Below are 25400 nucleotides of genomic sequence, written 5' to 3' on the forward strand. Positions count from 1 at the left end.
GCGGGATGGAGCAGCCAGGTAGCTCGTCAGGCTCATAACCTGAAGGTCGTAGGTTCAAATCCTACTCCCGCAACCAAAGACTCTTCTGCAAAACAACACATCAAAGCACCTTCGGGGCTTGATTTGTGTGAGATACCCCACTGAAATTCGGACACTGACGTAAGCTACGATTTGCTGTCTGCTGATCTTCGACGAGAAGGAGATCACCCCGTATCTCGAACTCATGGCAGCGCGCGTCGGCGTCCCAGTGAACCGCGCCGATTTTGCCGGAGGCTCCAACTCCTGAGCAGGATGGAGCATTATAACAAAGACAACGAACAAGTTTTAACCAGAAGTGCGCGAGCGTGCTGTGCGGATGGTTTTGGATGGTGCAGGGCAGCATGAGATGTCGAAACGAAAGAACCAAAGCGTTGAATTTAAGGCGAAAATCGCGCTTGAAGCGTTGAGGGGCGAACGGACAGTTGCTGAGCTTGCCAGCCAGTTTTGCGTCCACCCTACCCATGATCCACAGTTAGAAGCGGGCGTTGCTTGAAGGCGCATCTGGCGTGTTTGAGCGTGGCGGCAAGAAAACTCTCGAGATTGGCGAAGAGCAGGTCAAAGAGCTGCACGCCAAGATTGGGGAATGTGCCATGTCGCGCCATTGGTCCGAGCGACAATGGCGAATGCGGTTGCCAACGATTTTTGGGCCAGAAAGCTCAAGCCCTGGGGCGTGAAGTGAGGCGCGGCAAGATCGAGCCGAACAATCCGAGCTTTCTATCGGCAAACAGTGCGAGCTGCTGTCGATCTCGCGGTCGTCGTTCTATTATCAGCCCAAGGGTGAGAGCCGGTGCGAAACTTGAGGACGCTTTGGCAGGATCTCATTGGTTAGTTTGAGCGCGCGCACTTCCAGGGAATATTTGTGCGTTGTCTTATTCGCGATGCTCTATTTAGCGCAAGAGTTGGAACATCCTACAAACCTAGAGCGTTTCAAGGTGACACAGGACTTGTGCTATGATCTTGGGCCGATTGTCTCGCAGGGTGTGTTGCGCGCCTGGAGACGACGACAGGCAAGCTCAGCATTCTCCTGGGTCATGCCCAGGAAGTTCGCATCAAACCCGCGTGGAGATTTCACAACCTTGCGGAGGGATCCGTTCAAAGTCGACATCTCGGTCAGGGCGGTTTTCAACAGCACTTTTTCGGCTTTGAACCGGTTGCCATAGCGGCCCACGTTGATCCCCCAATAGCGCCCGCCGGACGTCGACAGCCGGGTGACAACAATGGGTTCATCGCTTTGGCCATCAACGTCAATGAACCGGGCTGGGCGGGCTTGGGGCCGGACACCGCCGCGATAAGGCTGCACCAGAGATAAACGCTGCTGTTGGGCAGAAGCCACGGCGGCGATAACCTGCGCGTCTTCGGCTTCGCGACCCGTATCCGCTTGCGGAGGGGCGGATACCGAAGCCTCTGTCAGCGCTTCCTGAATGCTGGCTTGAAGCTCAGGGCTTTGGAGCGGCGCGGAAGAATTTGTCGCCAGTAAAGAGAAGGCGCTGCCGGTTGAGGCGGGCGCATTTGTCGCCACCAGAACCTGTTCCGGCTCGGTTGAGGAGGGCCGTGGTTTTGGGCGCAGGCTTGTATTGACCAATCCGGTCACGCGGATGGTTTTGCCGGCGGCACCTTTTTCTTCGCCTGAGGCGACCCGGATCCCCTGATTGCCGCGATAAGGGGGCAGGGTGGGCTTGCGCAATTTGGCGTGTTTTGAGGCGCGTCGAAAGCCCAGGTCCAACAGCTCAGCCACTTTGGCGTTACGTGATGTGGAAGATTTGCCGCCAAACACCGTTGCGATCACCCGTTTGTTGCCGCGTTTGGCTGATGCCACAAGGTTAAAGCCCGCGGCATTGGTGTAGCCCGTTTTGATCCCGTCTGCACCTTTGTAGGCGGCCAGCAAGCGGCGGTTGGTGTTGGCAACCGTGCGCACACCGGCATCTGCCGAGGTGCGGGAAAACAGGTTATAATATTCAGGGTAGTCATACAGAATGTGCCGCCCCAACGTTGTCATGTCCCGCGCCGTGGACAGATGCCCTTTGGCGGTCAGACCATGGGCGTTCTTGAAGGTCGTGCGCGTCATCCCCAAGGCTTTGGCTGTGCGGTTCATACGACGGGCAAATGCGGCTTCGGAGCCGGAAATGGCCTCGCCGATGGCCGTGGCCGCATCATTGCCGGATTTGATCGCAGCCGCCCGGATCAAGTAGCGCAGCGCAATTCGCTGGCCGCTTTTGAGACCCAATTTGGATGGCGGCTCAGCGGCAGCATTGCGGGAAATCTTCACCTTGGTATCCAGCGTGATCTCACCGTTTCGAACCGCTTCAAAGGCAATGTAAAGCGTCATCATCTTGGTCAGCGAGGCCGGGTGCAGGCGCGTGTCGGCATTGCGTGTATGCAGAACCTCGCCCGTGCGGCCATCCATCACCAAAGCTGCATAAGGCGCGGCCTGTGCTGATGACAGGGACCAAACCAACAACAGGAATAGAGACAAAACCCACAGGGTTAGGCCTCGACCTTTCTCGATTGCAATGCCCACGTTGTACCAACGCGAAACGGGATTCCGACCAAGGGGAACCTGCGCGATTTTTGCCATGTCTGCCTCATGTCGCCGATTTTCGGCTGACGTTTTTTGCTCGATTCGAGGGTAACATAGGGATGGTTAATAATAAACCGTCGTGGATTTTCGCAGGCGCGTTTTGACTGACGGGCACGAACGAAATCTGGTGGTTCTTTATCAGCTACCCACTAGATGCGCGGCTTGTTAAGGAAGGGTAAAGACATTTATTGCGACACAGCCGTGAAAAAATGGCCTAAAGACGTCAGCAAAATGATGACTGATGCCTCTATGCCACAATTCCTATGCTTGGTTTGACTGGTAAAAGGGCGACAAAAAGCACAGCTCGACGTTCAATGTGGTTGTCGGCGGAATCAGGGGCGATAACCCGTCCACCAAAGCCGTACACATCTGGTTCATCAACGCGTCATCGCGATGAGGTTTTTTCAACAGATGCACCTTTAACAGGATGTGAGAGTTGTGGGTGACCGCGATCGGGTGCGCCCTGCCTTTGCACGCGCCAGACGAAGGATCGGTCGAGTGGATTATGCCTTCGATCATGTCCAACGCATGGGCTGCGTCAAAATCCAGATCAGCAGAATAGGAAAGGTCAGCTTGGGGCATTACATGCTCCTGTAGTTACAGTTGAGAGATGAGGGTCGGCAGCGCGCCAAGATCGTCGATCTCGAAGTAGCGGGCGTGGTTTTCGGGAGGCTCGGCATGTTCATGGTCCCAGATCAGCCCATGCGGCACAAAGGTGGCCCAACCGCCAGCCTCCAGAACCGGCAAAATGTCAGAACGCATTGAATTCCCTACCATCATAGTCTGTTCCGGCGGATGACCGTGGCGTCGGAAGATATCGGAATAGACCTCTGGCGTCTTGTCGGAAACGATCTCTACCGCGTCGAAGAACTCTCCAAGGCCTGACTGTGCCAGTTTGCGTTCCTGGTCCAAAAGGTCGCCCTTGGTGATCAAAACCAAGTGATGATCAGTGGCCAGTTTTGTGACCGCGTCACGTGCATGTGGCAGCAATTCAATCGGGTAGCTCAGCATCATCTGACCTGCTTCCAGCAGTTCCTGGATGACCGAGGCGGGCACGCGCGCGTCAGTAACCTCGATGGCGGTTTCGATCATCGACAGCGTAAATCCTTTCACACCATAGCCATAACGGCCCAGATTGCGCATTTCAGCGTCCAAAAGCAGACGATCCAATTGCTCGGGGCCCATGTCCTGTGGCGTGTGGTCCATCAAAAGCTCGGCAAAACGTTCCTGGGTAACCCGAAAGAAACGTTCATTGTGCCAAAGGGTGTCATCGGCATCAAAAGCAATCGTCGTGAGTGTCTTTGGCATTCTTATTTCCCTTCGGTCTCTTTTCCTGCCGCCAAGAAAGGCTATATAAGCGCCCTAAGAATTTCCATGCTGGATCAACACGGCCTGCACATGACCTTTGAACCGATTATGATGACGGACAAGTCTGACGACGAAGGCGATCTGGACCTTCTCACGAAGACCAAGCCCAAAACGCAGCGCCCGCCGCGTTACAAAGTTCTGCTGCTGAACGATGACTACACCCCGATGGAGTTTGTGGTCATGGTGCTGGAGCGGTTCTTTGGCATGACCCACGCACAAGCGTTTGAGATCATGCTGGCCGTGCACAAGAAGGGCCTCGCCGTGGTTGGGGTCTTTAGCCATGAGATCGCCGAAACCAAGGTGGCGCAAGTGATGGATTTTGCGCGTCGTCATCAGCATCCGTTGCAATGCACCATGGAAAAAGAAGAGTAATCAAAGGGAAAGGGGCGCGTTGATGTCCGTTCGCCTGTCGCTGGCTCTGGAGGCAGGCGGTTTTGCCGTGCCCGAGACCGGCTCTGTTTTTGTGTTTCACCCCTCAGTGGATGCGGATCTGTCTGTTTTGCCCAAAGAGCGGGTGGTGATCATTCAACCACACCGCCCGGCCTATGCATTTTTTGAGGGGCAGGGGTATGAATGTGTACCGACCTGGGATGGCACACGCCGGGCCTGCGCTGCGGTTGTGTTTGCCACACGGGCCAAGGCACAGGCCCGCGATCTGATCGCCCAGGCCGCTGCGGCAACCGATGGCAGCGTGCTAATCGATGGAGCCAAGACAGACGGGATTGATTCGTTTCTGAAAGATCTGCGTAAGCTGGCCACGCCATCCGCGCCGATCTCCAAAGCCCATGGCAAAGTGTTTTGGATCGATGGTGGGGTGCAATTGCCCAATTGGCGGGCAGATGCGCCCACTGATGTGGATGGGTACAGGACCGCAGCCGGTGTGTTTTCCGCCGACGGGATTGATCCAGCGTCACACATGCTGGCAGAGGCGCTCCCGCAGAAATTGGGACGCCGGGGTTGCGATTTGGGGGCCGGTTGGGGGTATCTGTCGCGCCAGATCCTGAAACGCGACACCGTGGAGACCCTGCAATTGGTTGAGTCGGATTCTATCGCGTTGGACTGTGCACGCCACAATGTCTCGGACGATCGGGCATCCTTTCACTGGGCGGACGCCACCACTTGGAGCTCGTCGGAACCTTGCGATTTTGTCGTTATGAACCCCCCGTTTCACACCGGCCGTGCGGCAGAACCCGCGTTGGGACAGGCATTCATTCACACCGCTGCAAAGGTTCTGACCCCAGGCGGGCAGGTTTTTATGGTGGCTAACCGGCATCTTCCTTATGAGGTCACTTTGGCGGAACGCTTTGCCAAAGTTGAAGAAATTGCAGGCGACAATCGGTTCAAGATCCTATTTGCGCAGCGCCCCCGCCGGAGCAAGTCCTGAGGTTTGACTGACCGGTTTGCATGATGGCGCTTCCCGTATAAGGTCGGCCAAAACCACGTAACCACTCTGGGTCTCTCAATGTCCTTTTCTATTTCAGGTAAAACCGCGATTGTGACGGGCGCAGCCAGCGGGATTGGCCTGGCAATTGGCAGGCAATTCGCCGATGCCGGTGCCAATGTGATGTTCGTTGACTCCAATGAAGCTGCCCTGATTGCTGAATTGGGCGAGCCGAGCGAAGAGGGCAATATCCGTTACTTTGCGGGTGACCTACGTGAGAAGCTGACGATTGCCAATCTTCTGTCAGCCACCATTGATGCATTCGACGAGATCGACATTCTGGTGAACGGTGCACGTCAGGTGGAGCAAAGTGATGCGTTGGATCCGACGGATGAATCCTTGGATCGTTCGTTGAACCAAAACCTGATGCCAACCCTGCGCTTGTCGCAACAAGTGGCCCGGCGGATGATCAAACAGGGCGAAGGGCAGGAGGAAGACGCGCCGCGTGGATCGATCATCAACTTGTCCTCGATTGCGGCGCGGCGCACGCATCCGGAATTGCTGGCGTTTTCCATTGCCTCGGCCGCGCTGGACCAAATGACGCGGTCCTTGTCGGTGGCCTTTGCCCCGCATCACATCCGTGTCAACTCCATCGCCTTTGGTTCCGTCATGAGCGCGTCGTTGCAAGCCACGCTCAAGGAAAACCGCGCGTTTCGCGAAGACATCGAACAACACACGCCCCTGGGGCGCATTGCGGCCCCCGGCGAATTGACTGAGGCCGCGCAGTTTTTGGCATCTGATGCCTCGGCCTTTATGACCGGGCAGATCATGACCCTGGATGGCGGGCGGACCTTGTTGGATCCGGTTGCAGCGCCCGTTCACTAATCCGCCCTTTTAGCCTCCCAAAGAGAAGACCTAACCTATGTCCGTTGAAATGCAGTCCGAGAAAGAGCGCGCTTCTGCCTGGTTCAAATCCCTGCGGGACGAGATCGTCGCGGCGTTTGAGCGGCTGGAGGAGGATCACAGCGAAGGGCCGTTCGCTGACATGGACGCAGGTGAATTCGAGGTCAGCGAGACAACGCGCGCCTCACAGGATGGATCCGACGCGGGCGGCGGTTTGATGAGCGTCCTGCGCGAGGGGCGTGTATTTGAAAAGGTCGGTGTCAATATCTCAACCGTCTACGGCACCTTGGGAGAGCGGGCGCAAAACGCAATGGCCGCACGTAAGGGTATTCCGGGGATGAAAGATGATCCGCGGTTCTGGGCCTCGGGCATTTCCCTGGTGGCACATATGCGCAACCCGCATGTGCCGGCCGTGCATATGAACACACGGATGTTCTGGACGCCGCATGCGTGGTGGTTTGGCGGCGGCTCTGATCTGAACCCCTGTCTGGAATATGACGCGGACACCGCGCATTTTCACGACACCCAGAAAGCGCATCTGGATCCCCATGGGGCTGACCTTTATCCGAGCCTCAAGGCATGGGCGGATGAGTATTTCTTTATCCCCCATCGCGGCCGCGCCCGTGGGGTTGGCGGGATTTTTATGGATGACCGCAACAGCGGCAACTGGGAGGCGGATTTTGCCCTGACCCAGGATATCGGACGCGCCTTTTTGCCGGCCTTTGTACCCCTGGTCGAGAAGCGGCGGGTACAGGGCTGTGATGCAGCGGATCGGGAAGCGCAATTGGTCCATCGCGGGCTCTATGCGGAATACAATCTGGTCTATGATCGGGGCACCAAATTTGGCCTTGAGACCGGCCATGATGCCAATGCGGTTTTGATGAGCCTGCCGCCCCTGGCAAAGTGGGTGTAGGCTCACGGGCGGCCTGTGTCGGCGAATTCATGCTTTTTTGATGCACCTCTGATCGACCGCTAGCCTGCCTTCCCCTAGGGTCCAAAGGAGGAGGCGATCTCATGTGGCGAAGTTTGATCAGTCTTGTGGCGGTATTGGGTCTGATGGCTTGTGCACAGCCTGCCACGTCGACCTATGGTGTCGCACCTGTTGGTGCAGGGAGCACCGCGCAGCTGGTGAAATATCCGCGATTTGGTGACAGCGACCCCCATGAATGGGACCGCCGCAGCCCGCGCAGCTATCCCATACACGGGATTGATGTCTCGCGCTGGCAAGGGGAGATCGATTGGCCAAAGGCCCGGCGCAGCGGGGTGTCCTTTGCCTATCTAAAAGCGACCGAAGGCGGCGACGTTTTGGACCCGCGCTTCACAGAGAATTGGCGCCAGGCAAAACGCGCAGGCGTGCCGCGCGGGGCCTATCATTACTTCTATTTCTGCAGACCCGCCGCGGAGCAAGCGCGCTGGTTCATTCGCAATGTGCCACGGGATGGGCGGGCATTGCCGCATGTTCTGGATATGGAATGGAACCACAGATCCAAAACCTGCACCAAACGACCTTCTGGCGCAAAGGTCCGGGCCGAGGCACGCCGGTTCCTCTCCATCCTGGAACGCCACTACGGCAAGCGTCCGGTGGTCTATACCACCGTGGATTTTTATCGCGACACGGGGATTGGAAATTTGCCGGGCACGGAATTCTGGCTGCGGTCTGTCGCGGGTCACCCGGCGCAGGTCTACCCAAGGCAGGATTGGGTGTTTTGGCAATATACCGGCACCGGGCAGATCTCTGGCATTTCAGGGGATGTTGACATTAACGTCTTTCGCGGCAGCGCTCAGGCCTGGGTGCAATGGCTGGAAGGCTGACGACGACGCTGGCAACAAGCGCTCATGACATAAGAGGTTTTGCGCCCCGCCCAGCGGGTCGCCGGGGCGCAGGCCGCGCCTACGGCGCGGCCTGCCGGGCCCAAGGGCCCGTAGGCTGCCTATGGCAGCCTGAAGGGTGCGCGGGAGCATTTGGCCTTTGCGGCCTTCGTGTTCAGAGGTGGTCAGTGCCAATCAAAGAAGCCAGCGCCTGCGGTTTGAAGCAGCTCTTGGGCCATGTCACGTCCCAGTTCTGCCGCATCGCTCAGAGGTGCGGTGCGGCTGGCTTCGATCGCCTCAGACCCATCGGGCCGCAGAACCTGGCCGCGCAGTGACAGGGTTTGCCCCGTGACAGTTGCGAGCCCCGCAATTGGCGTCTCACAGGATCCATCCAACCCTGCCAGAAGCGCACGTTCCGCCGCCAGACGTTGGGAAGTCTCTTGGTGGTGAATGGCGGCCAGAAGATCGGCGGCACGGCTGTCGTTCTCACGCCGTTCGATTCCAATCGCGCCCTGTGCGATTGCAGGCAACATGTCATCCACCTCAACCGGCGTGGCGGGCACATCGGTCATCTGCAGGCGGTTCAATCCGGCCTGGGCAAGGAAGGTGCAGCTGGCCACACCATCTGCCAGCTTTTTGAGCCGGGTCTGCACATTGCCACGGAATTCCACCACCTGCAGGTCACTGCGCTTGTTCAACAACTGCGCGCGCCGTCGCAAGGAAGAGGTCCCGACCACCGCACCTTCGGGCAAGTCCGCGATGGCATTGAACTTGGGTGACACAAAGGCATCGCGCACATCTTCGCGCGGCAGGAACACATCCAGAACCAGCCCGGCGGGTTGCTCCACGGGCATATCCTTGGAGGAATGTACGGCGATGTCGATCACGCCCGCCAGCATCGCCTCCTCAATCTCTTTGGTGAACAGCCCCTTGTTGCCGATCTCTTTCAGCGGGCGATCTGCGTCAATCATCGCGCGATTGTCACCGGTGGTTTTGATCACCACAATCTCAAACGCGTCCTCGGGCAGATCAAACGCCGCCATCAACCGTGTGCGTGTCTCGTAAGCCTGGGCCAGCGCCAAAGGCGAGCCACGGGTGCCGATTTTCAGGGGTGAGGCGGGGGAGGGCAGGGTCAGTGTCATGTCCCAAACCATTAGTCGCGGCGATTTGCCATGGCAAGCACCGCACGGGCTCCCCTTGACAATTTGCCGCTGACAGCGGACCTCAGGGGGACGCGAAAGTGAGGGATATCCGATGGCCGAACAAAAGAAACTGCTGCGTGCGCTGGCTGGCGAAACCCAAGAGGTGCCGCCGATCTGGATGATGCGGCAAGCCGGGCGATATCTGCCTGAATACCGCGCCACCCGGGCGCAGGCCGGAGATTTCCTGTCGCTGTGCTACAATTCTGAATTGGCCGCTGAGGTGACCTTGCAGCCAATCCGCCGTTATGGGTTTGATGCGGCGATCCTGTTTGCTGACATTCTGCTGATCCCTCAGGCTTTGGGGGCAGACCTGTGGTTCGTGACTGGCGAAGGACCGCGCCTGTCGACGCTGACCAATCAGGCGGATTTTGACAAGCTGTCTGGCAAGGATGACATCCACGAAACGCTGAACCCGATCTATGAGACGGTCAGGATCCTGTCGCGCGAATTGCCGGCTGAGACCACGTTGATTGGTTTCGCTGGCGCGCCTTGGACGGTGGCCACCTATATGATTGCTGGGCGCGGCACGCCCGATCAGGCGCCTGCGCACAAGCTGATGGCCGAAAATCCAGCCGTGTTTGATGCGCTGATCGACCGGATCACTTTGGCCACGGTTGAATACCTGTCCAAACAGATCGAAGCTGGCGCAGAAGTGGTGAAGATCTTTGACAGCTGGGCGGGATCTCTTAAAGGGGAGGCGTTCCAGAAGTATGCTTTGGAGCCTTGCCGCCAGATCACAGCGGCATTGAAAGAACGCCACCCCAATGTCCCGATCATCGGTTTCCCGCGGGAAGCGGGGGACGCCTATGTTGGCTTTGCCAAGGCGACTGGCGTGGATTGCGTGGCCTTGGACAATTCGGTGGATCCGGAATGGGCCGCTGCGCATGTGCAGGTGGACGGCTGTGTGCAGGGCAATCTGGCCTCCCGCCATATGATCACAGGTGGTGCGGATCTGGTTGCCGACACGCGCCGGATTGTCAAAGCCTTTGGCAATGGGCCGCATATTTTCAACCTGGGCCATGGGATTACGCCGGACGCCGATCCGGATAATGTGCAATTGATGATCGATACGGTGCGCGACACCACTGCGCAGGCGGAGTAAGCCCGATGGACTACGGACGGATGGGCGCGCCCAAGATCAAGTCGAACAAGCCGCGCCATGCGGACCGGGATGGCAAAGGTGCTCCCAGAGATCAGGCGGGCCAGCAGGCCCAAAAAGAGGCCTTGTTGCAGCGGATGAAAGCTGCAGCAAAACGTCAGGACAGCGCCAATAAGTCTTGAAGCAACTCGCGCACTACGCCGTAAACAACGGAAAATGGGGGAGGTTTCCCCCATTGCAATCCTGCATCAATGCACATTCATCTGCGCGGGGCCGGCTGTGGTGCATGCGGTTTCATCGCGATAGGCTCACCGGGATCAAGCAATTGTGAACGGAGGCCCCATGTCGGCCATTCTGTCTGTGCAAAACCTGCGCAAAGCCTATGAAAACGGGTTTGAGGCGCTGAAACGCGTCAATCTTGAGATCAACGAGGGCGAGATCCTCGCTCTGTTGGGGCCCAATGGTGCGGGCAAGACCACGCTGATCTCGACCATCTGCGGCATCACCTTGCCCACCGAGGGGACAATCACCGTGGGTGGGTTTGACACCCAAAGCGATTTTCGCGCGGCCCGCAATCTGATTGGTCTGGTGCCACAAGAGATCAATCTGGAACCTTTTGAAAAAGTCATCAACACGGTGCGGTTTTCGCGCGGCTTGTTTGGCAAACCGCGCAATGACGCCTTGATCGAAGAGATTTTGAAAAAGCTGTCGTTGTGGGACAAACGCGATGCCCGGATCAATGAATTGTCCGGCGGTATGAAGCGGCGGGTGTTGATTGCCAAAGCGTTGAGCCACGAGCCCAAGGTCTTGTTCCTGGATGAACCTACGGCGGGTGTGGATGTCGAATTGCGGAAGGATATGTGGGATGTCGTAGCCGAACTGAAGGCCACAGGCGTCACCATTATCCTGACCACCCATTACATCGAAGAGGCCGAAGCGATTGCTGATCGGATCGGTGTGATCCGGCGGGGAGAAATCCTGTTGGTGGAAGACAAAGAACGTCTGATGGCGCAGATGGGCCAAAAAGAGCTGGAAGTACAGCTGAGCGCGCCGATCACTGAGATCCCGGCGTCGCTGGCGACGTTTGAACTGCGCCTGAACGATGCTGGCGATGCGGTGATCTATAGCTATGACACCCAAGGCGCGCGCACGGGTATCACCACTTTGCTCAATGCGATTTCAGAGGCCGGTCTGGTGCTGACGGATGTTCAGACCCGTCAAAGCAGCCTGGAGGAGATCTTTGTGGGGCTGGTTCATGAGGCAGAGACAGACAACAAGGAAACAGGCAATAAGGAGACTGCGGCATGAATTGGCATGGGGTATTGGCCATCTACCGGTTTGAGATGGCCCGGTTTTGGCGCACGTTGATGCAGAGCTTCCTGTCACCAGTGCTGTCGACCTCACTGTATTTTGTGGTGTTCGGATCGGCCATTGGCAGCCGCATCGAAGAGGTGGAAGGGATCCAATATGGCGCGTTTATTGTGCCGGGTTTGATCATGTTGAGCGTGATGACCCAAGGCATTTCAAATGCCTCCTTTGGCATCTATTTCCCCAAATTCCTTGGCACGATCTATGAGCTGCTGTCCGCACCCATTGACCACCGCGAGATTGTTTTGGGCTATGTCGGGGCGGCAGCGACAAAATCTTTGTTCATCGGGGTGGTGATCCTGGGCACTGCGGCGCTGTTTGTCGATCTGCCGGTGGCGCATCCCTGGGCGATGATCCTGTTTATGGTGCTCACCAGTTTGAGCTTCGCGCTGATGGGCTTCATCATCGGTATTTGGGCCCGCAGTTTTGAACAGCTGCAGCTGGTGCCGTTGTTGGTGGTGACGCCACTGGTGTTTCTGGGAGGAGCGTTTTACTCCATCTCGATGCTGCCACCGATCTGGCAAAGCATAACCCTATTCAATCCGGTGGTTTATTTGATTTCAGGCTTTCGCTGGTCTTTTTTTGATGCAGCCGATGTGCCGATTGCCATCAGCCTGGGCGCGATCGCTGGCTTTACCATTCTGTGCCTTGTCGTGATCGCCTGGATCTTCCGAACCGGCTGGCGCATCCGGTCCTAATGGTCGGTTTTTTCCCGCAATGGGGGAGGTCTCCCGCCCGTCTTGGAAGCTTTAAAAAAGCCACCGCGCCAGTTGGGGCAAGCGCCGCGCAGATGCGCGGCGCGGTTGCGTTTTGACGCAGGCGGGTCGCCTTTAGGCACGTTTTAGGAGAGGCGGGCCTCACATCTGCGGCAGGGATGTGACCTTTTTGCGAGTCTCGGGAGTTATGAGCCAAGCCCGCACTTGTTTCAGTGCGCCCGGCTCTCTACATGGGCGCCATGACATTGAAGCTTCCCTTTCGCAAAAAGCCCCCGTTGGTGGCCGTGGTGCGCCTTGCCGGTGTTATTGGCGGTGCCGGTCGTGGCACGTTAAATGACGCAAGCCTTGCAGCTGTTCTGGAAAAAGCCTTTCGCAAGGGAAAACCCAAGGCCGTGGCCTTGCAGATCAACTCTCCGGGCGGATCTCCGGTACAAAGTTCGCTGATTGGCGCGCGTATTCGACGCCTGTCCGAAGAGCTGGATGTGCCGGTCTATGCTTTTGTTGAGGATGTCGCGGCGTCGGGCGGATATTGGCTGGCGGCGGCTGCGGATGAGATCTGGGCGGATGACTCCTCGGTTGTGGGGTCCATCGGCGTGATCTCAGCCGGGTTTGGCGCCCATGTGTTTCTGGCCCGTCAGGGGATTGAACGCCGCGTGCACACGGCGGGGACCAGCAAATCCATGTTGGACCCGTTTCGCCCCGAACAAGAAGAGGATGTTGCGCGGCTGAAAGTGCTGCTTGAGGACATCCACACGAATTTCAAAGACCATGTGACCGCGCGCCGGGGCGACAAGCTGATGAAGGATGCGGATCTGTTCACCGGTGAGGTCTGGTTGGCCAAACGGGCGAAATCCTTGGGGTTGATTGATGGTATTGGCCATCTGAAGCCCGAGATGCAGGCGCGATTTGGCAAGAAAACCCGGTTCCGCCTTTATGGCGCGCGGCGTCCGCTGCTGAGCCGTTTGGGCATGCGCATGATGGAAGATGCAATGACCCAGATTGAGGAACGCGCATCGTTTGCGCGGTTTGGTCTTTAAGAATGCTGTCCAAGATTGTCGCCCTTTTTCTGGTGGGGATGGCTGTCTTGGCCATGTTTGGAAAATTGCGCGTACCGGGGAAAAAGCGGCTGTCGTCCGCGCGTTGCTCCCGGTGTGGTCGCTTTAAAATAGGCAAGGGCCCCTGCGCCTGCGAAGATGGAGGACGTGGCACATGATGCCATGGCTTTTTTCAGCCTTTGGGCTGATTATCCTGCTGCTGGCGGGGGATGCGCTGGTGCGCGGAGCGGTCAATTTGAGCCTGCGCGTGGGAATACCGGCCTTGATCGTCAGCCTGACGATTGTGGCCTTTGGTACGTCAGCACCTGAGCTGTTGATTGCCATTTCAGCGGTGGACGACAATGCGCCAGGGATTGCGCTGGGCAATGTCGTGGGGTCCAATACGGCCAATGTCCTTTTGGTGCTGGGCCTGCCTGCGGTGTTTGCCGGGCTTCACACCAGTGAATGTGATACGCGCAAGAATTACATGATGATGCTTGGAGCCTCGGTTCTGTTTATCGCTTTGGCTTTTGGCGGATCCTTCACAGCCGTCTCGGGTCTGATCCTGTTGTCGGTGCTTGCGGTGATCCTGTTCCTTGCTGCGCGTGAAGCACATAGCCATCGCAAAAACGGCCAAGCGGACCCGATGGAGGAATTGGAAGAGGCAGATCCCGATATGCCTTATTGGCGGATCGGGGTTTACCTGGCTCTGGGTCTGATTGGTCTGCCGCTTGGGGCCGATCTTCTGGTAGACAACGCGACGCTCATTGCGCGCACCTATGGAATTAGTGAAACCGTGATCGGGCTGACTTTGGTCGCGGTGGGCACGTCGCTTCCGGAATTGGCAACCACGACGATGGCGGCGATCCGGCGTCAGGCGGATGTGGCATTGGGCAATGTCATCGGCTCAAACATGTTCAACCTGCTCGCAATTATTGGCATCACCACTTTTGTGGGGCAAATCCCGGTTGATCCGGAATTCCTGCGGTTTGATCTGTGGGTGATGTTGGGGGCCTCTGTCATCCTGGTGCCGTTTGTGTTTTTCAAACAGGACATCACCCGGATTTGGGGCATCGTGCTGAGCGGCCTTTATGCGCTCTATATGTTTGTGCTGCTGTAACCGTCAGCGCTGTTGAGATGCAAGAAAGGACCGAGGTGCAAGCCTGGGTCCTTTTTTCATCGTGCGTGTGCCTGGCGCCGGTTAGAACCCTAATCAAACGGTTAATAACCACCTTAAAAGACCGGAATGAGTTAATAAAAGCTTAACCTGCAAGGGAAGTGTACACATTTCACCCTCCCGTAACGTAGCCGTTACAAAAAGGCCATTCTTCCCAATGGTTTGTCCATTAAACAAAAAAATTCGTTTGGAAATAAACGGTTGCAGTTTTGATTAAAAATTGGGCAAATCTCCAAAATCCCTCTGAAATAAGGGAAAATGGCGGATAGCCAGAAGATATCATCAGACTTATCCCCAAGATCCGTGGACTTGTTCCGGCTTGCCTTTTGGTTTGGATCATTGCAGCGCGCTCGCGGGGATTCTAAGACAGACCTATGAATGACACTCCGCTCCCACCCGTTGACCCAAGCCCAGAGGCCGCTGCGCCCCGGACTGGGTATGCGGTGATTCAGGACTACGTAAAAACACTGGATGGCTCGCCGGGCGTCTACAGGATGCTCGATGCGGAAAGCCGGGTGCTGTATGTGGGCAAGGCACGTAACCTCAAGGCGCGTGTCAGCAATTACACCCGGCCCGGTAACAGTCCGCGGATCGAAAAGATGATTTCGCTCACCGCGTCGATGATGTTCCTGACCACACGGACGGAAACCGAAGCGTTGCTGCTGGAGCAGAACCTGATCAAGCAGTTGAAGCCCAAATACAATGTGCTTCTGCGGGACGACAAAAGCTTTCCCAATATTCTGGTGGGTAAGGAGCACGGATTTCCACAAATCAAAAAACACCGGGGCGCACGCAAAGAGAAGGGCAGTTACTTTGGCCCCTTCGCCAGCGCGGGCGCGGTGAACCGGACGCTGAACCAATTGCAAAAGGCGTTTTTGCTGCGCAACTGCTCGGACAGCATGTTTGACACGCGTACACGTCCTTGTCTGCAGTATCAGATCAAACGCTGTTCCGGACCCTGTGTGGGGCTGATCTCCGAAGCGGATTATGGCCAGAGCGTGCGTGATGCGGAACGGTTCCTGTCGGGGCGGTCAACAAAAGTGCAGGAAGAACTGGCCGAGCAGATGATGGCGGCCTCTGAGGCGATGGAGTTCGAACGGGCTGCCGCATTGCGCGACCGGATCAAGGCATTGACACAGGTGCAGTCCAGCCAGGGGATCAACCCGCGCGGCGTGACCGAAGCGGATGTGATCGGTCTGCATATCGACAAAGGGCAGGCCTGTGTGCAGGTGTTTTTCATCCGGGCCAATCAGAACTGGGGCAACCAGGATTTCTACCCGCGTATTGATGCGGATAACTCCCCGGCTGAGGTGATGGAAGCCTTTGTAGGTCAGTTCTATTCCACCAAAGAGCCGCCGCGGCAGCTGATCCTGTCTGACGATATCGAGAATGCGGATCTTATGACCGAGGCGCTGACCGAGAAAGCGGGCCGCAAGGTTGACATCATGGTGCCACTGCGCGGGGAAAAGACAGAGCTGGTCGCCGGGGCAGTGCGCAACGCCCGGGAAAGCCTTGCGCGCAAGATGGCAGAAAGCGCCACACAGGCGAAGCTTTTGCGCGGCATTGCCGAGGCCTTTGAATTGGAACAGCCCCCAGCCCGGATCGAGGTCTATGATAACTCTCACATCCAAGGCAGCAATGCGGTGGGCGGGATGATCGTGGCAGGCCCCGAAGGGTTCATGAAAAACGCCTATCGCAAGTTCAATATCAAAGGGGATGATCTGGTCCCCGGCGATGACTTTGGCATGATGAAAGAGGTGTTGAACCGCCGCTTCTCTCGGTTGCTGAAAGAAGACCCGGATCGCGACAAAGGCATGTGGCCGGATCTGTTGCTGATCGACGGCGGCGCGGGACAGGTCAGCGCCGTGGCAGAGATCATGGCCGAACACGGCGTGCAGGACATACCGATGGTTGGCGTGGCCAAAGGCGTCGACCGCGACCATGGCAAAGAAGAGTTCCACCGTCTGGGCCAGCGACCCTTTGCGCTGCAACGCAATGACCCGGTTCTTTATTTTATCCAGCGGATGCGGGACGAAGCACACCGGTTTGCGATTGGCACCCATCGGGCCAAACGGGCAAAATCCATGGCCGCCAACCCGCTGGATGATGTGCCGGGCGTTGGGGCTGCGCGCAAACGTGCGCTGTTGAAACACTTTGGCAGCGCCAAGGCGGTCACCCGCGCGAATCTTTTGGATCTCAAAGCGGTTGATGGAATTTCCGAGGCCTTGGCCGAACGGATCTATGACCACTTTCACGGTGCAGACTGAACGAACGATTTTGGAGATCTCCTGACCCATGTTAGGCTGGGACCTTGTGTGTTCCCAGTTCTGGTGTGTGTGATGCCTGTGTCCTTGACGACAAAGACCGTGACCTATGAAACCTATTCGGTGAAGGGCAAGACCCTGGCCGACATAGCCAAGAGCATTAAGAAATCGGGCCCCAAAGATCCCAATGACAACAAGAAAGTGGCGTTTCTGACCACAACCGCCCTGGATGCAGAAATCACCAAGGGCAAATATGCCGCAGATGGGAAGCCCAAGGTCGACAAGAAAACCGGTTGGTATGAGGTCACGTTCAAGATCAAGTCGTTAAAGCTGATTCTGACCCCTTCGGTAAAATGTCCCAAACGCAGTGTCAGCGGGTTGTCTCCACGGGCCACAATCGAATGGTATCGGTTTTATGCCTCCGCTTTGGTGCATGAAGGCAAACATGTGGAGAAGGCTAAAAAGGAAAGCGAGAAGATCGCCAAGGAGATCGACAAGCTGCGTGGCAAGGGATTGGCCGAGACAGAGCGCGATGCCGCGACCATGGCCGAAGAAGATCTGAAGCACGTGATCCACAACTATTTCTTTATTGAACGCGAACGTCTCAACGAAATTCACCGCAAATTTGACCATTCGACACATCACGGTGAAAAGCAGGGCGCGCTGTTGGACACTTCGATCACCTGACGCAGAGTCGCGTTGCAATATGACATTTTGGAACCCTTCATAATTTCACTTGCTTTATGGTTAACTGATCTGTACACCTCCGATCACAAGGTTTACTAATCAGTTCACGTTCGCGCCGCTCCCTCTATGTCACAACTCAGCGCGGACAGGTGTATATGGAGATCGAAATGACACAGGAAGTTCTTTGCGCGATCCTTGCAGCTTTGGTCGCTGGAGTTTTGGTGACCCCTCTGACCATGCCCACAACCCACGTAGATCAGGGGCACAACCAATTGGTTGTTTTGGGCTAAGCTTTTGGAATTGGTTCCGGCCAGCCGGGCATTTTGTCCATGCTGCGTCAATGGCTCTTTTCGCTTTGGGATCCAGCCTGTAGGAAGGGGACATGAAATGGAACCTGCCCAATATCCTGACCACTCTGCGGCTGCTTGCGGCGCCGGGCGTGGCGATCATGTTTCTCTATTTTGCGCGCCCATTGGCGGATTGGCTGGCGCTTTTGCTGTTTATGGGAGCGGCCATCACCGATTGGTTTGACGGCTATCTCGCCCGCGCCTGGAAACAAGAGACCAAGATCGGTGCCATGTTGGATCCCATTGCGGACAAAGCTATGGTGGTGGTCGCGCTGATGGTCATCGTGGGCTATTCAGATGCCAATTGGATCCCGTGGCTGGTGTTGCCTGCCACTGTAATCCTCTTCCGCGAGGTGTTTGTCTCGGGCCTGCGTGAATATCTGGGCGACACCGCTGGAACGCTCAAGGTCACAAAACTGGCGAAATGGAAAACCACCGTTCAGATGGTAGCGATTGCGGTTCTGTTCAGCCGTGGCATTTTTGAACATTACCTTGGCATGTCGGTCTGGGGCATGGACCAGGCCATGGTGGATCAGATCATGGCCGGAGAGGTGGAAGACACGCTCAACATTCGTTTGATGTTCGATGGTCTGATCTGGAGCGGCCGCTTGGGGCTGTGGTTGTTGTGGCTTGCGGCAATCCTTACATTTGTGACCGGCGCGGATTATCTGCGCAAGGCGATGCCCCATCTTAAGGAGCCTGCATAATGGATGTTCTGTATTTTGCCTGGGTGCGTGAACGCATTGGTCTGCCACGTGAAAAGGTTGAAACCACAGCCGCAACGGTGATGGATCTGGTCCAAGAGTTAAAGGCCCGCGAAGAACGGTATGAGGCCGCCTTTGCGGATATCTCAGCGCTGCGGGTGGCTTTGGATCAAGAACTGAGCGAGTTTGATGCCCCTTTGGCGGGCGTGCGCGAAGTTGCGTTTTTCCCGCCAATGACCGGGGGGTAACAGATGCAGGTCACAGTTCAAGACGTGCCCTTTGATGTCGGTGCGGTCACATCCGAATTCACCCAAGGGGCCAAAGGGGCAGGGGCAATTGTGACCTTTACCGGCGTGGTGCGTGATGCGGATTTGGGCGCGATGACCGTGATGGAGATCGAGCATTACCCCGGCATGACGCAAAAAGCGCTCGAAAAGATCGCGGCAGAGGCAATGGACCGCTGGTCTTTGACGGATGCCTTGGTCATTCACCGGTATGGCAGACTTGTACCCGGCGATCAGATCATGATGGTTGCGACAGCGGCACGTCACCGAAAAGATGCGTTTGAGGCGGCTGAGTTTTTGATGGATTACCTCAAATCCCGCGCGCCGTTCTGGAAGAAAGAAATCCTGGATGATGGCCGCGCGGATTGGGTCAAGGCCAAAAAAGATGATGAAGACGCGCTTAAGAGGTGGTGAAACTATCGTAAGCATATCACAGTCACCTTTTACGTTCACATAAACCCTCTTTGCTGAAGGCTAGTGGACGTCTACAATTAAATCACTCTGCCGGATTGTCGTGTGTTTTTTGAATTGTAGGTGGCTGAGATGCAAAAGATCCATTGGTTGTTGTGTGCGGCCTCGGACAAATTGAACGTGCCTTACACCATGTTTGCTGTTCCGGACCTGTCAGCGGGCGCTCCTGTGGGTGCGCTGCAACTTGGTGTTTATTCCAAAGGTCACAGCGGGCTTCAATGGATAACCGTTCCAGGAGCTGGAACATATTGCAGTCAGGTGATGCGTGAAAGGCGCCAGATCACGGTGGTCAGCAGCCCTCTTGGTACGTTTTCGGCTTTCAGTGATGCGCTGAAAACAGAGCCGCTGACAGCTTATCTCGGGACACCTATCCCGGCGATGACCGGTGGTGCAATTGGGGCGCTGTCGGTCTTGCATTCAGGGCCCAGGATCTGGTCCGAAGAGAACCGGATGGATGCCACGTCAATCGCCCAATGGCTTGGCCGCGAGCTTGCTCCACCAGGCATGCAGGAGCAACAAGCCACGGCTTGGTAAAACCTTTACGAATTAATGACCCGATCTACCGCCCAAGGTGACTGCGCAGCTCTTCTGCTTCGCGTCGCGCATCGCGCAGACCATCCATAGCCGCGCGCAGTTCCGCATCGGTCTGTGTGAGCTGGTTCACCAGCTCCGACTCGCGTTGTTGCAAGTAGTTGATGGCCTGATCCCGCGTCTCCTCGGCGGCATGTAGCTCTTGGCTCATCCGGTCCAGGTCTGCCACATCGCTTTGCTTGACCCGGGTAAAGCGGTGGACCAGCCAATTGGCAAACCAGCCCAGGGAAAAGGCCACGAACAAAATGATCGCGGTGACAATAATAAACTCGGTCCGGTTCATGGGTTGGATCCTTCGCTGTCGCCCTCGGATTGGGTCGGCTCAAGGGTTTCATCGTTGCTGGCAGCAGGCTCTTCGGTTTCGGGCTCTTCGGCATTCAACACTTGAAAGACGATCCGGCGGTTGGCTTCGCGCCCTTCTTCAGTGTCATTGTCGGCGATCGGTTGTGTTTCGCCATACCCACGCGCCACAAAGGTCAGCGTTGGGATGCGGCGCGAGCGCAGTTCGTTCAGGATCGATTGAGCCCGCGATTGGCTCAGCCGTTCGTTCATGCTCTCCCGTCCCTGGCTGTCGGTGTGCCCCTGAATTTCCAGCTGCACCGGACCGCAGTGTTCCAGCACCAAAGCCACCTGATCCAAAGTCGCGCTGCTGCCAGACGCCACGGTGGCAGAGCCCGGCTCAAACGCGATCTTGCCGCTGTCTTGCACAAGGTTCAGCTGGCTCTGGCAGGCCTCGGACGTCAACGGCTGGTCTTTGGGCTGCGGCGGTTCTTCGTAGGTGATCGCCAACGCATAGGTCGCATTTTGGCCCAGCCGCGTCGAGAAGAGCTTTGCAACCTCAGCCGAAGCATCCGGATCAAAGCTGACACCACGGACGGTAATGGTCTTGGGTGACACGGTAACCAGACCACGGTTCAGATGCGACAGCGCCTCGATTGCGGCCAGAACCTGGATGTTCCAATCCATCGGCAGCTGTTGCCTGATCCGCGCAGCGCTGTGGACCTGATCTACGCCAAAACGCGCCTGGGCAAAACTGGTGGTCAATTCGTGCTGGATCTCATCCGCGATTTGGCCGCGCAACAAAACCTGCCCCTCGGGGCTGAGGGTTGCGGTGAAATCGGGCTGTGTGCTCTGCTCCGCGTCCTCGGGTTCCGGCAACACGGCGTGCAGGGCAAAAACCGAGGGCAGCTCACTTTTCAGACGGCCGACCACCCGGTCAAAGGCTGCTTGGTCAGTGCCCTGAACTGCAGCTAGGGTGATATCGGCATTGGCCAGGGTCACGGTGCCAGCGCCCAATTCTGCGAGGCTGGCCAGACTGTCCTCGACGGCCTCAGCCCAATAGGGGGAGGGCACGCCCATTCCGATGGTGCATTGCGCCTTGGCGCGCAAACCGGCCTGGGTCGCGGCTTTTAGGATCCGGGTCCGGCTTTCGACGCTGTCTGCAGAACAAGCATCAAAGCGACCGCCGCTTTCATCCAAGGTGAACCGTAACGTAAACGGTGTGATCACCGGGCGCGGCGCCTTGAGGTCCAGCGCCAAGCGCAGGCCGCCTTTGGCCATGCGGGTCAAACGGTTTTCCAGCCGGGCTTTTTCTTCGGGACTGTTTGTATTGGCCGTAATCGCCACCGCACCGGGTTTGACCGAGATCTTGGAACTTGGCAGAATTTCCAGCGCTTCCAGACCAAACCGAAGCGCGGCTGCCCAACCCTGTGGCGCGGCATAGGTCGTGGGTTCCAGAAAATCCGCAACCTGCCCGGTGCCAGCAAGATCCTGCATCTGCTCTATGATTTCTGCCCGGTCAGACCCAGCTGGGATCAAGCCGATGATCGACACCCCGGCTTCGTTCCTCAGGATTTCAGCCGAGAACTGCGGCGGCGCAATGCCGCGCGATGGCAGGATCTGCATCCGGTCGATGATCCTTGACCCATCCACCACCGTCGCCACCTGGGATTTTGCGGCAAATCGGTCAGCCTCATCCGGCGCGGTGCCTTCAAGGATGACGGCCAGACCATCTGCGGTGACTTCGGCCCAACCAAACCCGCTATCGTCCAGAACTTGGCGCACAGCGCTTTCGCTGCCACGTTCCATTCCGGTCGCGGCGAACCCTGCCACCACAAGGCTGAGCGCAGCCGCCGTGGCAAAGGTCGCCCCGGTCATCAGCACAGATGGTAGCCGCATGTTTCGCTCTATCCCTTAATCGTTCGCAAATGTCATACCGTTGTCATCGCCAGTTTTCAATCAGGCGAACAGGGCCAAACAGAGGAAGATCAGCGGAATCAAGCCTGTATCACGGTTGAGCTGAAACAGCTTCAAAAGCCTGTGGTTGTTTTCCATGTCAAAACCGCGCAATTGCCAGGTCAGGTGCCAGCCCATCGCCCATGGGGCAGCCAGAGCCAGGGCCAGCGCAACCGGTGAGCGATCAGTGCCAAGCGCTGCCAATACCGCCAGTGCCATCAGCGTCACGGTGGCTACAATAAACCGGCGCAGCCATTTGGGCGTATTGTCACCAAACAGGCGTGCGGTGGATTTGACCCCAATCAACGCGTCGTCTTCTGCGTCCTGGTGGGCATAGATCGTGTCATAGAAAAGGGTCCAAGAGATCCCCGCCAGATACAGCAGAACCGGTGCCCAGTGCAGACTGCCGGTATGCGCCACCCATGCCCAAAGCGCGCCCCAGTTAAAGGCGATGCCCAGGAAAACCTGCGGCCACCACGTAAACCGCTTGGCAAAGGGGTAGATCGCGACAGGCAGCAGGGCCAGAACACCCATGCCAATGGCGGCCCAGTTGTACGTCAGCAATATGGCGGCGCTGATCGCCGTTTGCAGCACCATCCACACGACTGCGCCTTTGACGGTCACTTGCCCCGATGGCAAGGGGCGTGAACGGGTGCGCTCCACCTCTGCGTCAAACTTGCGGTCAGAGATATCATTCCATGTACAGCCTGCGCCGCGCATCAACCAGGCCCCAGCCGCAGCCCCAATGGCGATCCACACATCCTCCCACCGGGGGCTTTGATCCCAAAGCATCGCAAGCACCAAGGACCACCAGGCAGGCAACAGCAACAGCCAGGTGCCGATGGGACGATCCGCCCGGCTGAGCCGCAGATAAGGACGGCTCCACTCGGGGGCATATGTGTCGACCCAGTTCCCTTTGACCGCATCTGCGACCTGACCATCTGGTGTTGGGGCGTTGCCTTGCATATGTAAGCTCTCATGAGTGCAAAAGTCAGACTGTATGTAGAGCACCCTTTGGGGGCAGGGCAATCGGTTCCTTTGGACCGGGATCAGGCGCATTACCTCTTTGGGGTGATGCGGCTGACTGTGGGCGCGCAGGTGGCGCTGTTTAACGGGCAGGACGGGGAATGGACCTGCGACGTGGCCGAGGCGGGGAAACGCGCCGGCCTGCTGACCTGTGTCGAACAGGCCAAACCGCTGCAAACCCCGCCGGATCTGTGGTTGATGTTTGCCCCGATCAAAAAGGCGCGCACCGATTTTATTGTCGAAAAGGCCACCGAAATGGGGGCTGCGAAGATTCTGCCGGTGCAGACGGAGTTCACCAATTCAGAACGGATCCGCCAGGACCGATTGCAAGCCCACGCGGTGGAAGCGGCGGAACAATGCGGTGGCACCTATGTGCCTGAGGTGCAAGAGCTGCAGAAACTGGCGCGCGTGCTGGACCATTGGCCCCAGGACCGCCAGCTGATGTTCTGCGACGAGGCCGAGGTGGGCAACGCGCTCGCGCTGGCGGCAGACACCCATCGCAGCGCGCCTTGGGCAATTTTGATCGGTCCCGAAGGTGGCTTTTCCGATGGGGAACGGAAACGCTTGCATGGGTTTGCGCAATCGCATGTTGTGAGCCTTGGCCCCCGCATTTTGCGGGCCGATACCGCGGCGGTGGCAGCGTTGACCTTGTGGCAGACAGCTTTGGGAGATTGGTGAGATGTGGCGCCCGGCGGTGGAACAGGATTTGGAATGGGTCTTCCCCTTCCTCATGGAGCATGTCCAAAGCTCGATGTTCCTGCTGGGCAACCTGCGCGACTTTGGCCTTGGATCTGACGCGCCCTATGGTCTGCGGCTTTGGGTGTTGGAGCAGGGGCGTGGTGTCTTTGGGATATCCAATTCGGGCACTGTTTTGTTGCAGGCACCAGAGTTTGATCGCTGGGACACGGCTGCTGCGCTGATTTGTGATCGCAAGATCGTTGGGGTTCTGGGAGATGCCCAACAGGCGCGTGCCTTTGTCGTCGCTGCTGGCTTGACCGGGCACGCGATGGAGCTGGACCGGGATGATCAAGGGTTTCGTCTTAACCTGGCGGATCTGCGTCTGAACGCCCGCCCTGATGATGTTTTGCTGCCCATGACGCAGGTGGATCGACCGCTTCTGGAAGCTTGGCGCGCGGCCTACAATATGGAAACGCTGGGCCAACCTGCCGAGAAGGCCACGCAAACGGCAGCCGGGGATATTGCAAAGTTTATAACGCAGGACAGTCACCGGGTGTTGGTATCCCACGGGGAGCCGGTCGCAATGACGGGTTTTAACACCCGGTTCGAGGATGTGGTCCAAATCGGTGGCGTCTTTACGCCGTCCGAAAAGCGTGGGCAAGGCCATGCGCGTCAAGCTCTGGCCATGCATCTGGCAGAAGCCCGGTCCCAAGGTGCCACACAAGCGGTCCTGTTTTCCGCCAATGCCGCAGCATCCCGCGCCTATGAGGCGGTTGGCTTTGAACCAGCCCGCGCCTTTGCCTTGATGCTGTTTTCTGAGGCGCAAAAAATTAGCACATCTGATGTGGAACCATGCACATGAGCTTTATTCGTCCCGAAGCCCGCGCCGCCTTGTGGCACTGGCGGGAGTTGATCGCAGCCGCCGCACTGGCTTTGTTTGGTCTGCGTCTTATCCTTTGGTCTTTTGGTTTCTGGCAGGTCTCGGGCTGGGCCTTGCTGTTGGTGTCGGTCATTGTTGCCATCATCGGCGGGCAGCGTCTGCGGTTTCGTCTCAGCGGTCGCGGCCCCGGTGTGGTGAAGGTGGATGAAGGGCAAATCGCCTATTTTGGCCCGCTCACAGGGGGGGCGGTGGCCGCATCCGAGCTGGAGCGGCTGCGGCTGGATCACACGGCCAAACCGGCCCATTGGCTTTTGGAACAACCGGGGCAGCCCCCCGTGGCGATCCCCGTGAATGCAACAGGTGCCGAAGGGTTGTTTGATGTCTTTGCCAGCCTGCCGGGGCTCAAGACCGAGCGGATGCTTGAAGAATTACATCGTCGCGGTCCTCACCAGGTCGTGATCTGGGAGCGCGCGCCAAGCCGCGATGCGCATCACAGGCTCCATTGACACTCTGGGCGTTTCCGCCCACTTCTGCAAAACGAGACAGACAACGGACGGAG

General features: G+C 57.4%; 29 protein-coding genes. 22 read left to right on the plus strand and 7 right to left on the minus strand.

The annotated features are described in order from the left end of the window. Positions 1–524 precede the first annotated feature (524 nt). On the plus strand, positions 525–713 hold the full coding sequence (locus GFB49_RS09585) for a hypothetical protein (RefSeq protein ID WP_194269304.1): 189 nt from the start codon (positions 525–527) through the stop codon (positions 711–713). Between the two features lie 275 nt (positions 714–988). Here GFB49_RS09585 and GFB49_RS09590 read toward each other — a convergent pair whose 3' ends face one another. The 3 genes from GFB49_RS09590 to GFB49_RS09600 form a co-directional block, all read right to left on the minus strand. Then, a complete protein-coding gene (locus tag GFB49_RS09590) occupies positions 989–2614 on the minus strand; it encodes a D-alanyl-D-alanine carboxypeptidase family protein (RefSeq protein WP_153215652.1) in 1626 nt (541 codons plus the stop codon). Between the two features lie 264 nt (positions 2615–2878). After that, on the minus strand, positions 2879–3199 hold the full coding sequence (locus GFB49_RS09595; protein WP_153215653.1) for a hypothetical protein: 321 nt from the start codon (positions 3197–3199) through the stop codon (positions 2879–2881). 15 nt (positions 3200–3214) lie between these two features. Continuing rightward, positions 3215–3925 carry an HAD family hydrolase gene (locus GFB49_RS09600; RefSeq protein WP_153215654.1) on the minus strand — a complete coding sequence of 237 codons (711 nt, stop codon included), beginning with the start codon at positions 3923–3925 and terminating at the stop codon, positions 3215–3217. A gap of 90 nt (positions 3926–4015) precedes the next feature. Here GFB49_RS09600 and clpS point away from each other — a divergent pair, with 90 nt between their 5' ends. From clpS to GFB49_RS09625, 5 genes are all read left to right on the plus strand, one after another. Next, positions 4016–4357 (plus strand): ATP-dependent Clp protease adapter ClpS, encoded by a 342-nt coding sequence (gene clpS, locus GFB49_RS09605; protein ID WP_153215888.1) that lies wholly within the window; start codon positions 4016–4018, stop codon positions 4355–4357. A 22-nt stretch (positions 4358–4379) separates the two neighbouring features. Next, positions 4380–5369: a class I SAM-dependent methyltransferase gene (locus GFB49_RS09610; protein ID WP_153215655.1), complete on the plus strand. Its 990-nt coding sequence runs from the start codon at positions 4380–4382 to the stop codon at positions 5367–5369. Positions 5370–5447: 78 nt separating this feature from the next. Continuing rightward, positions 5448–6251, plus strand: coding sequence for an SDR family NAD(P)-dependent oxidoreductase (locus GFB49_RS09615; protein ID WP_153215656.1), 804 nt, complete (start codon positions 5448–5450; stop codon positions 6249–6251). Between the two features lie 37 nt (positions 6252–6288). After that, positions 6289–7182 carry an oxygen-dependent coproporphyrinogen oxidase gene (gene hemF, locus GFB49_RS09620; protein WP_153215657.1) on the plus strand — a complete coding sequence of 298 codons (894 nt, stop codon included), beginning with the start codon at positions 6289–6291 and terminating at the stop codon, positions 7180–7182. A 101-nt stretch (positions 7183–7283) separates the two neighbouring features. Continuing rightward, positions 7284–8081, plus strand: a complete 798-nt coding sequence (locus tag GFB49_RS09625; RefSeq protein ID WP_153215658.1) for a glycoside hydrolase family 25 protein — start codon at positions 7284–7286, stop codon at positions 8079–8081. A 182-nt stretch (positions 8082–8263) separates the two neighbouring features. On the opposite strand, the gene hemC is transcribed toward GFB49_RS09625, so the two are convergent. Then, complete coding sequence (gene hemC / locus GFB49_RS09630) at positions 8264–9220, minus strand: hydroxymethylbilane synthase (protein ID WP_153215659.1); 957 nt, start codon at positions 9218–9220, stop codon at positions 8264–8266. Positions 9221–9332: 112 nt separating this feature from the next. Here hemC and hemE point away from each other — a divergent pair, with 112 nt between their 5' ends. From hemE to GFB49_RS09685, 13 genes are all read left to right on the plus strand, one after another. Further along, complete coding sequence (gene hemE / locus GFB49_RS09635; protein ID WP_153215660.1) at positions 9333–10382, plus strand: uroporphyrinogen decarboxylase; 1050 nt, start codon at positions 9333–9335, stop codon at positions 10380–10382. A 5-nt stretch (positions 10383–10387) separates the two neighbouring features. After that, positions 10388–10561, plus strand: coding sequence for a hypothetical protein (locus tag GFB49_RS21005; RefSeq protein ID WP_194269305.1), 174 nt, complete (start codon positions 10388–10390; stop codon positions 10559–10561). A gap of 160 nt (positions 10562–10721) precedes the next feature. Then, positions 10722–11687 (plus strand): ABC transporter ATP-binding protein, encoded by a 966-nt coding sequence (locus GFB49_RS09640; protein ID WP_153215661.1) that lies wholly within the window; start codon positions 10722–10724, stop codon positions 11685–11687. Then, positions 11684–12445: an ABC transporter permease gene (locus tag GFB49_RS09645; RefSeq protein ID WP_153215662.1), complete on the plus strand. Its 762-nt coding sequence runs from the start codon at positions 11684–11686 to the stop codon at positions 12443–12445. Before GFB49_RS09640 ends, GFB49_RS09645 begins: the two co-directional genes overlap by 4 nt. A 257-nt stretch (positions 12446–12702) precedes the next feature. Beyond that, positions 12703–13500, plus strand: coding sequence for a S49 family peptidase (locus GFB49_RS09650; RefSeq protein WP_153215663.1), 798 nt, complete (start codon positions 12703–12705; stop codon positions 13498–13500). A 172-nt stretch (positions 13501–13672) separates the two neighbouring features. After that, entirely contained in the window at positions 13673–14617 is a 945-nt protein-coding gene (locus tag GFB49_RS09655) for a calcium/sodium antiporter (protein WP_153215664.1), read from the plus strand. 431 nt (positions 14618–15048) lie between these two features. Next, positions 15049–16941 carry an excinuclease ABC subunit UvrC gene (gene uvrC / locus GFB49_RS09660; protein ID WP_153215665.1) on the plus strand — a complete coding sequence of 631 codons (1893 nt, stop codon included), beginning with the start codon at positions 15049–15051 and terminating at the stop codon, positions 16939–16941. A gap of 72 nt (positions 16942–17013) precedes the next feature. Then, the gene (locus GFB49_RS09665; RefSeq protein WP_153215666.1) at positions 17014–17625 is read left to right on the plus strand and encodes a DUF922 domain-containing protein; all 612 of its coding nucleotides are present in this window, start codon (positions 17014–17016) and stop codon (positions 17623–17625) included. Positions 17626–17792: 167 nt separating this feature from the next. Next, the gene (locus GFB49_RS21380) at positions 17793–17915 is read left to right on the plus strand and encodes a hypothetical protein (protein ID WP_281347153.1); all 123 of its coding nucleotides are present in this window, start codon (positions 17793–17795) and stop codon (positions 17913–17915) included. A 92-nt stretch (positions 17916–18007) separates the two neighbouring features. Next, on the plus strand, positions 18008–18679 hold the full coding sequence (gene pgsA / locus GFB49_RS09670; RefSeq protein ID WP_153215667.1) for a CDP-diacylglycerol--glycerol-3-phosphate 3-phosphatidyltransferase: 672 nt from the start codon (positions 18008–18010) through the stop codon (positions 18677–18679). Then, on the plus strand, positions 18679–18924 hold the full coding sequence (gene moaD, locus GFB49_RS09675; RefSeq protein WP_153215668.1) for a molybdopterin converting factor subunit 1: 246 nt from the start codon (positions 18679–18681) through the stop codon (positions 18922–18924). The genes pgsA and moaD overlap by 1 nt, the downstream gene beginning before the upstream one ends. Positions 18925–18927: 3 nt before the next feature. Then, positions 18928–19374, plus strand: coding sequence for a molybdenum cofactor biosynthesis protein MoaE (locus tag GFB49_RS09680; RefSeq protein WP_153215669.1), 447 nt, complete (start codon positions 18928–18930; stop codon positions 19372–19374). A 129-nt stretch (positions 19375–19503) separates the two neighbouring features. Next, the gene (locus GFB49_RS09685; protein ID WP_153215670.1) at positions 19504–19965 is read left to right on the plus strand and encodes a GAF domain-containing protein; all 462 of its coding nucleotides are present in this window, start codon (positions 19504–19506) and stop codon (positions 19963–19965) included. A 25-nt stretch (positions 19966–19990) separates the two neighbouring features. Here GFB49_RS09685 and GFB49_RS09690 read toward each other — a convergent pair whose 3' ends face one another. The 3 genes from GFB49_RS09690 to ubiA are packed head-to-tail and all read right to left on the minus strand — an operon-like array spanning position 19991 to position 23223. After that, positions 19991–20305, minus strand: a complete 315-nt coding sequence (locus GFB49_RS09690; RefSeq protein ID WP_153215671.1) for a hypothetical protein — start codon at positions 20303–20305, stop codon at positions 19991–19993. Further along, complete coding sequence (locus GFB49_RS09695; RefSeq protein ID WP_153215672.1) at positions 20302–22200, minus strand: OmpA family protein; 1899 nt, start codon at positions 22198–22200, stop codon at positions 20302–20304. Before GFB49_RS09695 ends, GFB49_RS09690 begins: the two co-directional genes overlap by 4 nt. Positions 22201–22260: 60 nt before the next feature. After that, positions 22261–23223 carry a 4-hydroxybenzoate octaprenyltransferase gene (gene ubiA / locus GFB49_RS09700; protein ID WP_153215673.1) on the minus strand — a complete coding sequence of 321 codons (963 nt, stop codon included), beginning with the start codon at positions 23221–23223 and terminating at the stop codon, positions 22261–22263. A gap of 12 nt (positions 23224–23235) precedes the next feature. Here ubiA and GFB49_RS09705 point away from each other — a divergent pair, with 12 nt between their 5' ends. From GFB49_RS09705 to GFB49_RS09715, 3 genes are read left to right on the plus strand one after another with little or no spacing between them, the layout of a single operon-like run. Further along, a complete protein-coding gene (locus tag GFB49_RS09705) occupies positions 23236–23961 on the plus strand; it encodes a 16S rRNA (uracil(1498)-N(3))-methyltransferase (RefSeq protein ID WP_153215674.1) in 726 nt (241 codons plus the stop codon). 1 nt (position 23962) lies between these two features. Then, entirely contained in the window at positions 23963–24823 is an 861-nt protein-coding gene (locus GFB49_RS09710) for a GNAT family N-acetyltransferase (RefSeq protein WP_153215675.1), read from the plus strand. Beyond that, the gene (locus GFB49_RS09715) at positions 24820–25347 is read left to right on the plus strand and encodes a hypothetical protein (RefSeq protein ID WP_153215676.1); all 528 of its coding nucleotides are present in this window, start codon (positions 24820–24822) and stop codon (positions 25345–25347) included. Before GFB49_RS09710 ends, GFB49_RS09715 begins: the two co-directional genes overlap by 4 nt. Positions 25348–25400 lie beyond the last annotated feature (53 nt).

This window comes from Tritonibacter litoralis (genome assembly GCF_009496005.1).
In the GTDB taxonomy this organism is placed as follows: domain Bacteria; phylum Pseudomonadota; class Alphaproteobacteria; order Rhodobacterales; family Rhodobacteraceae; genus Epibacterium; species Epibacterium litoralis.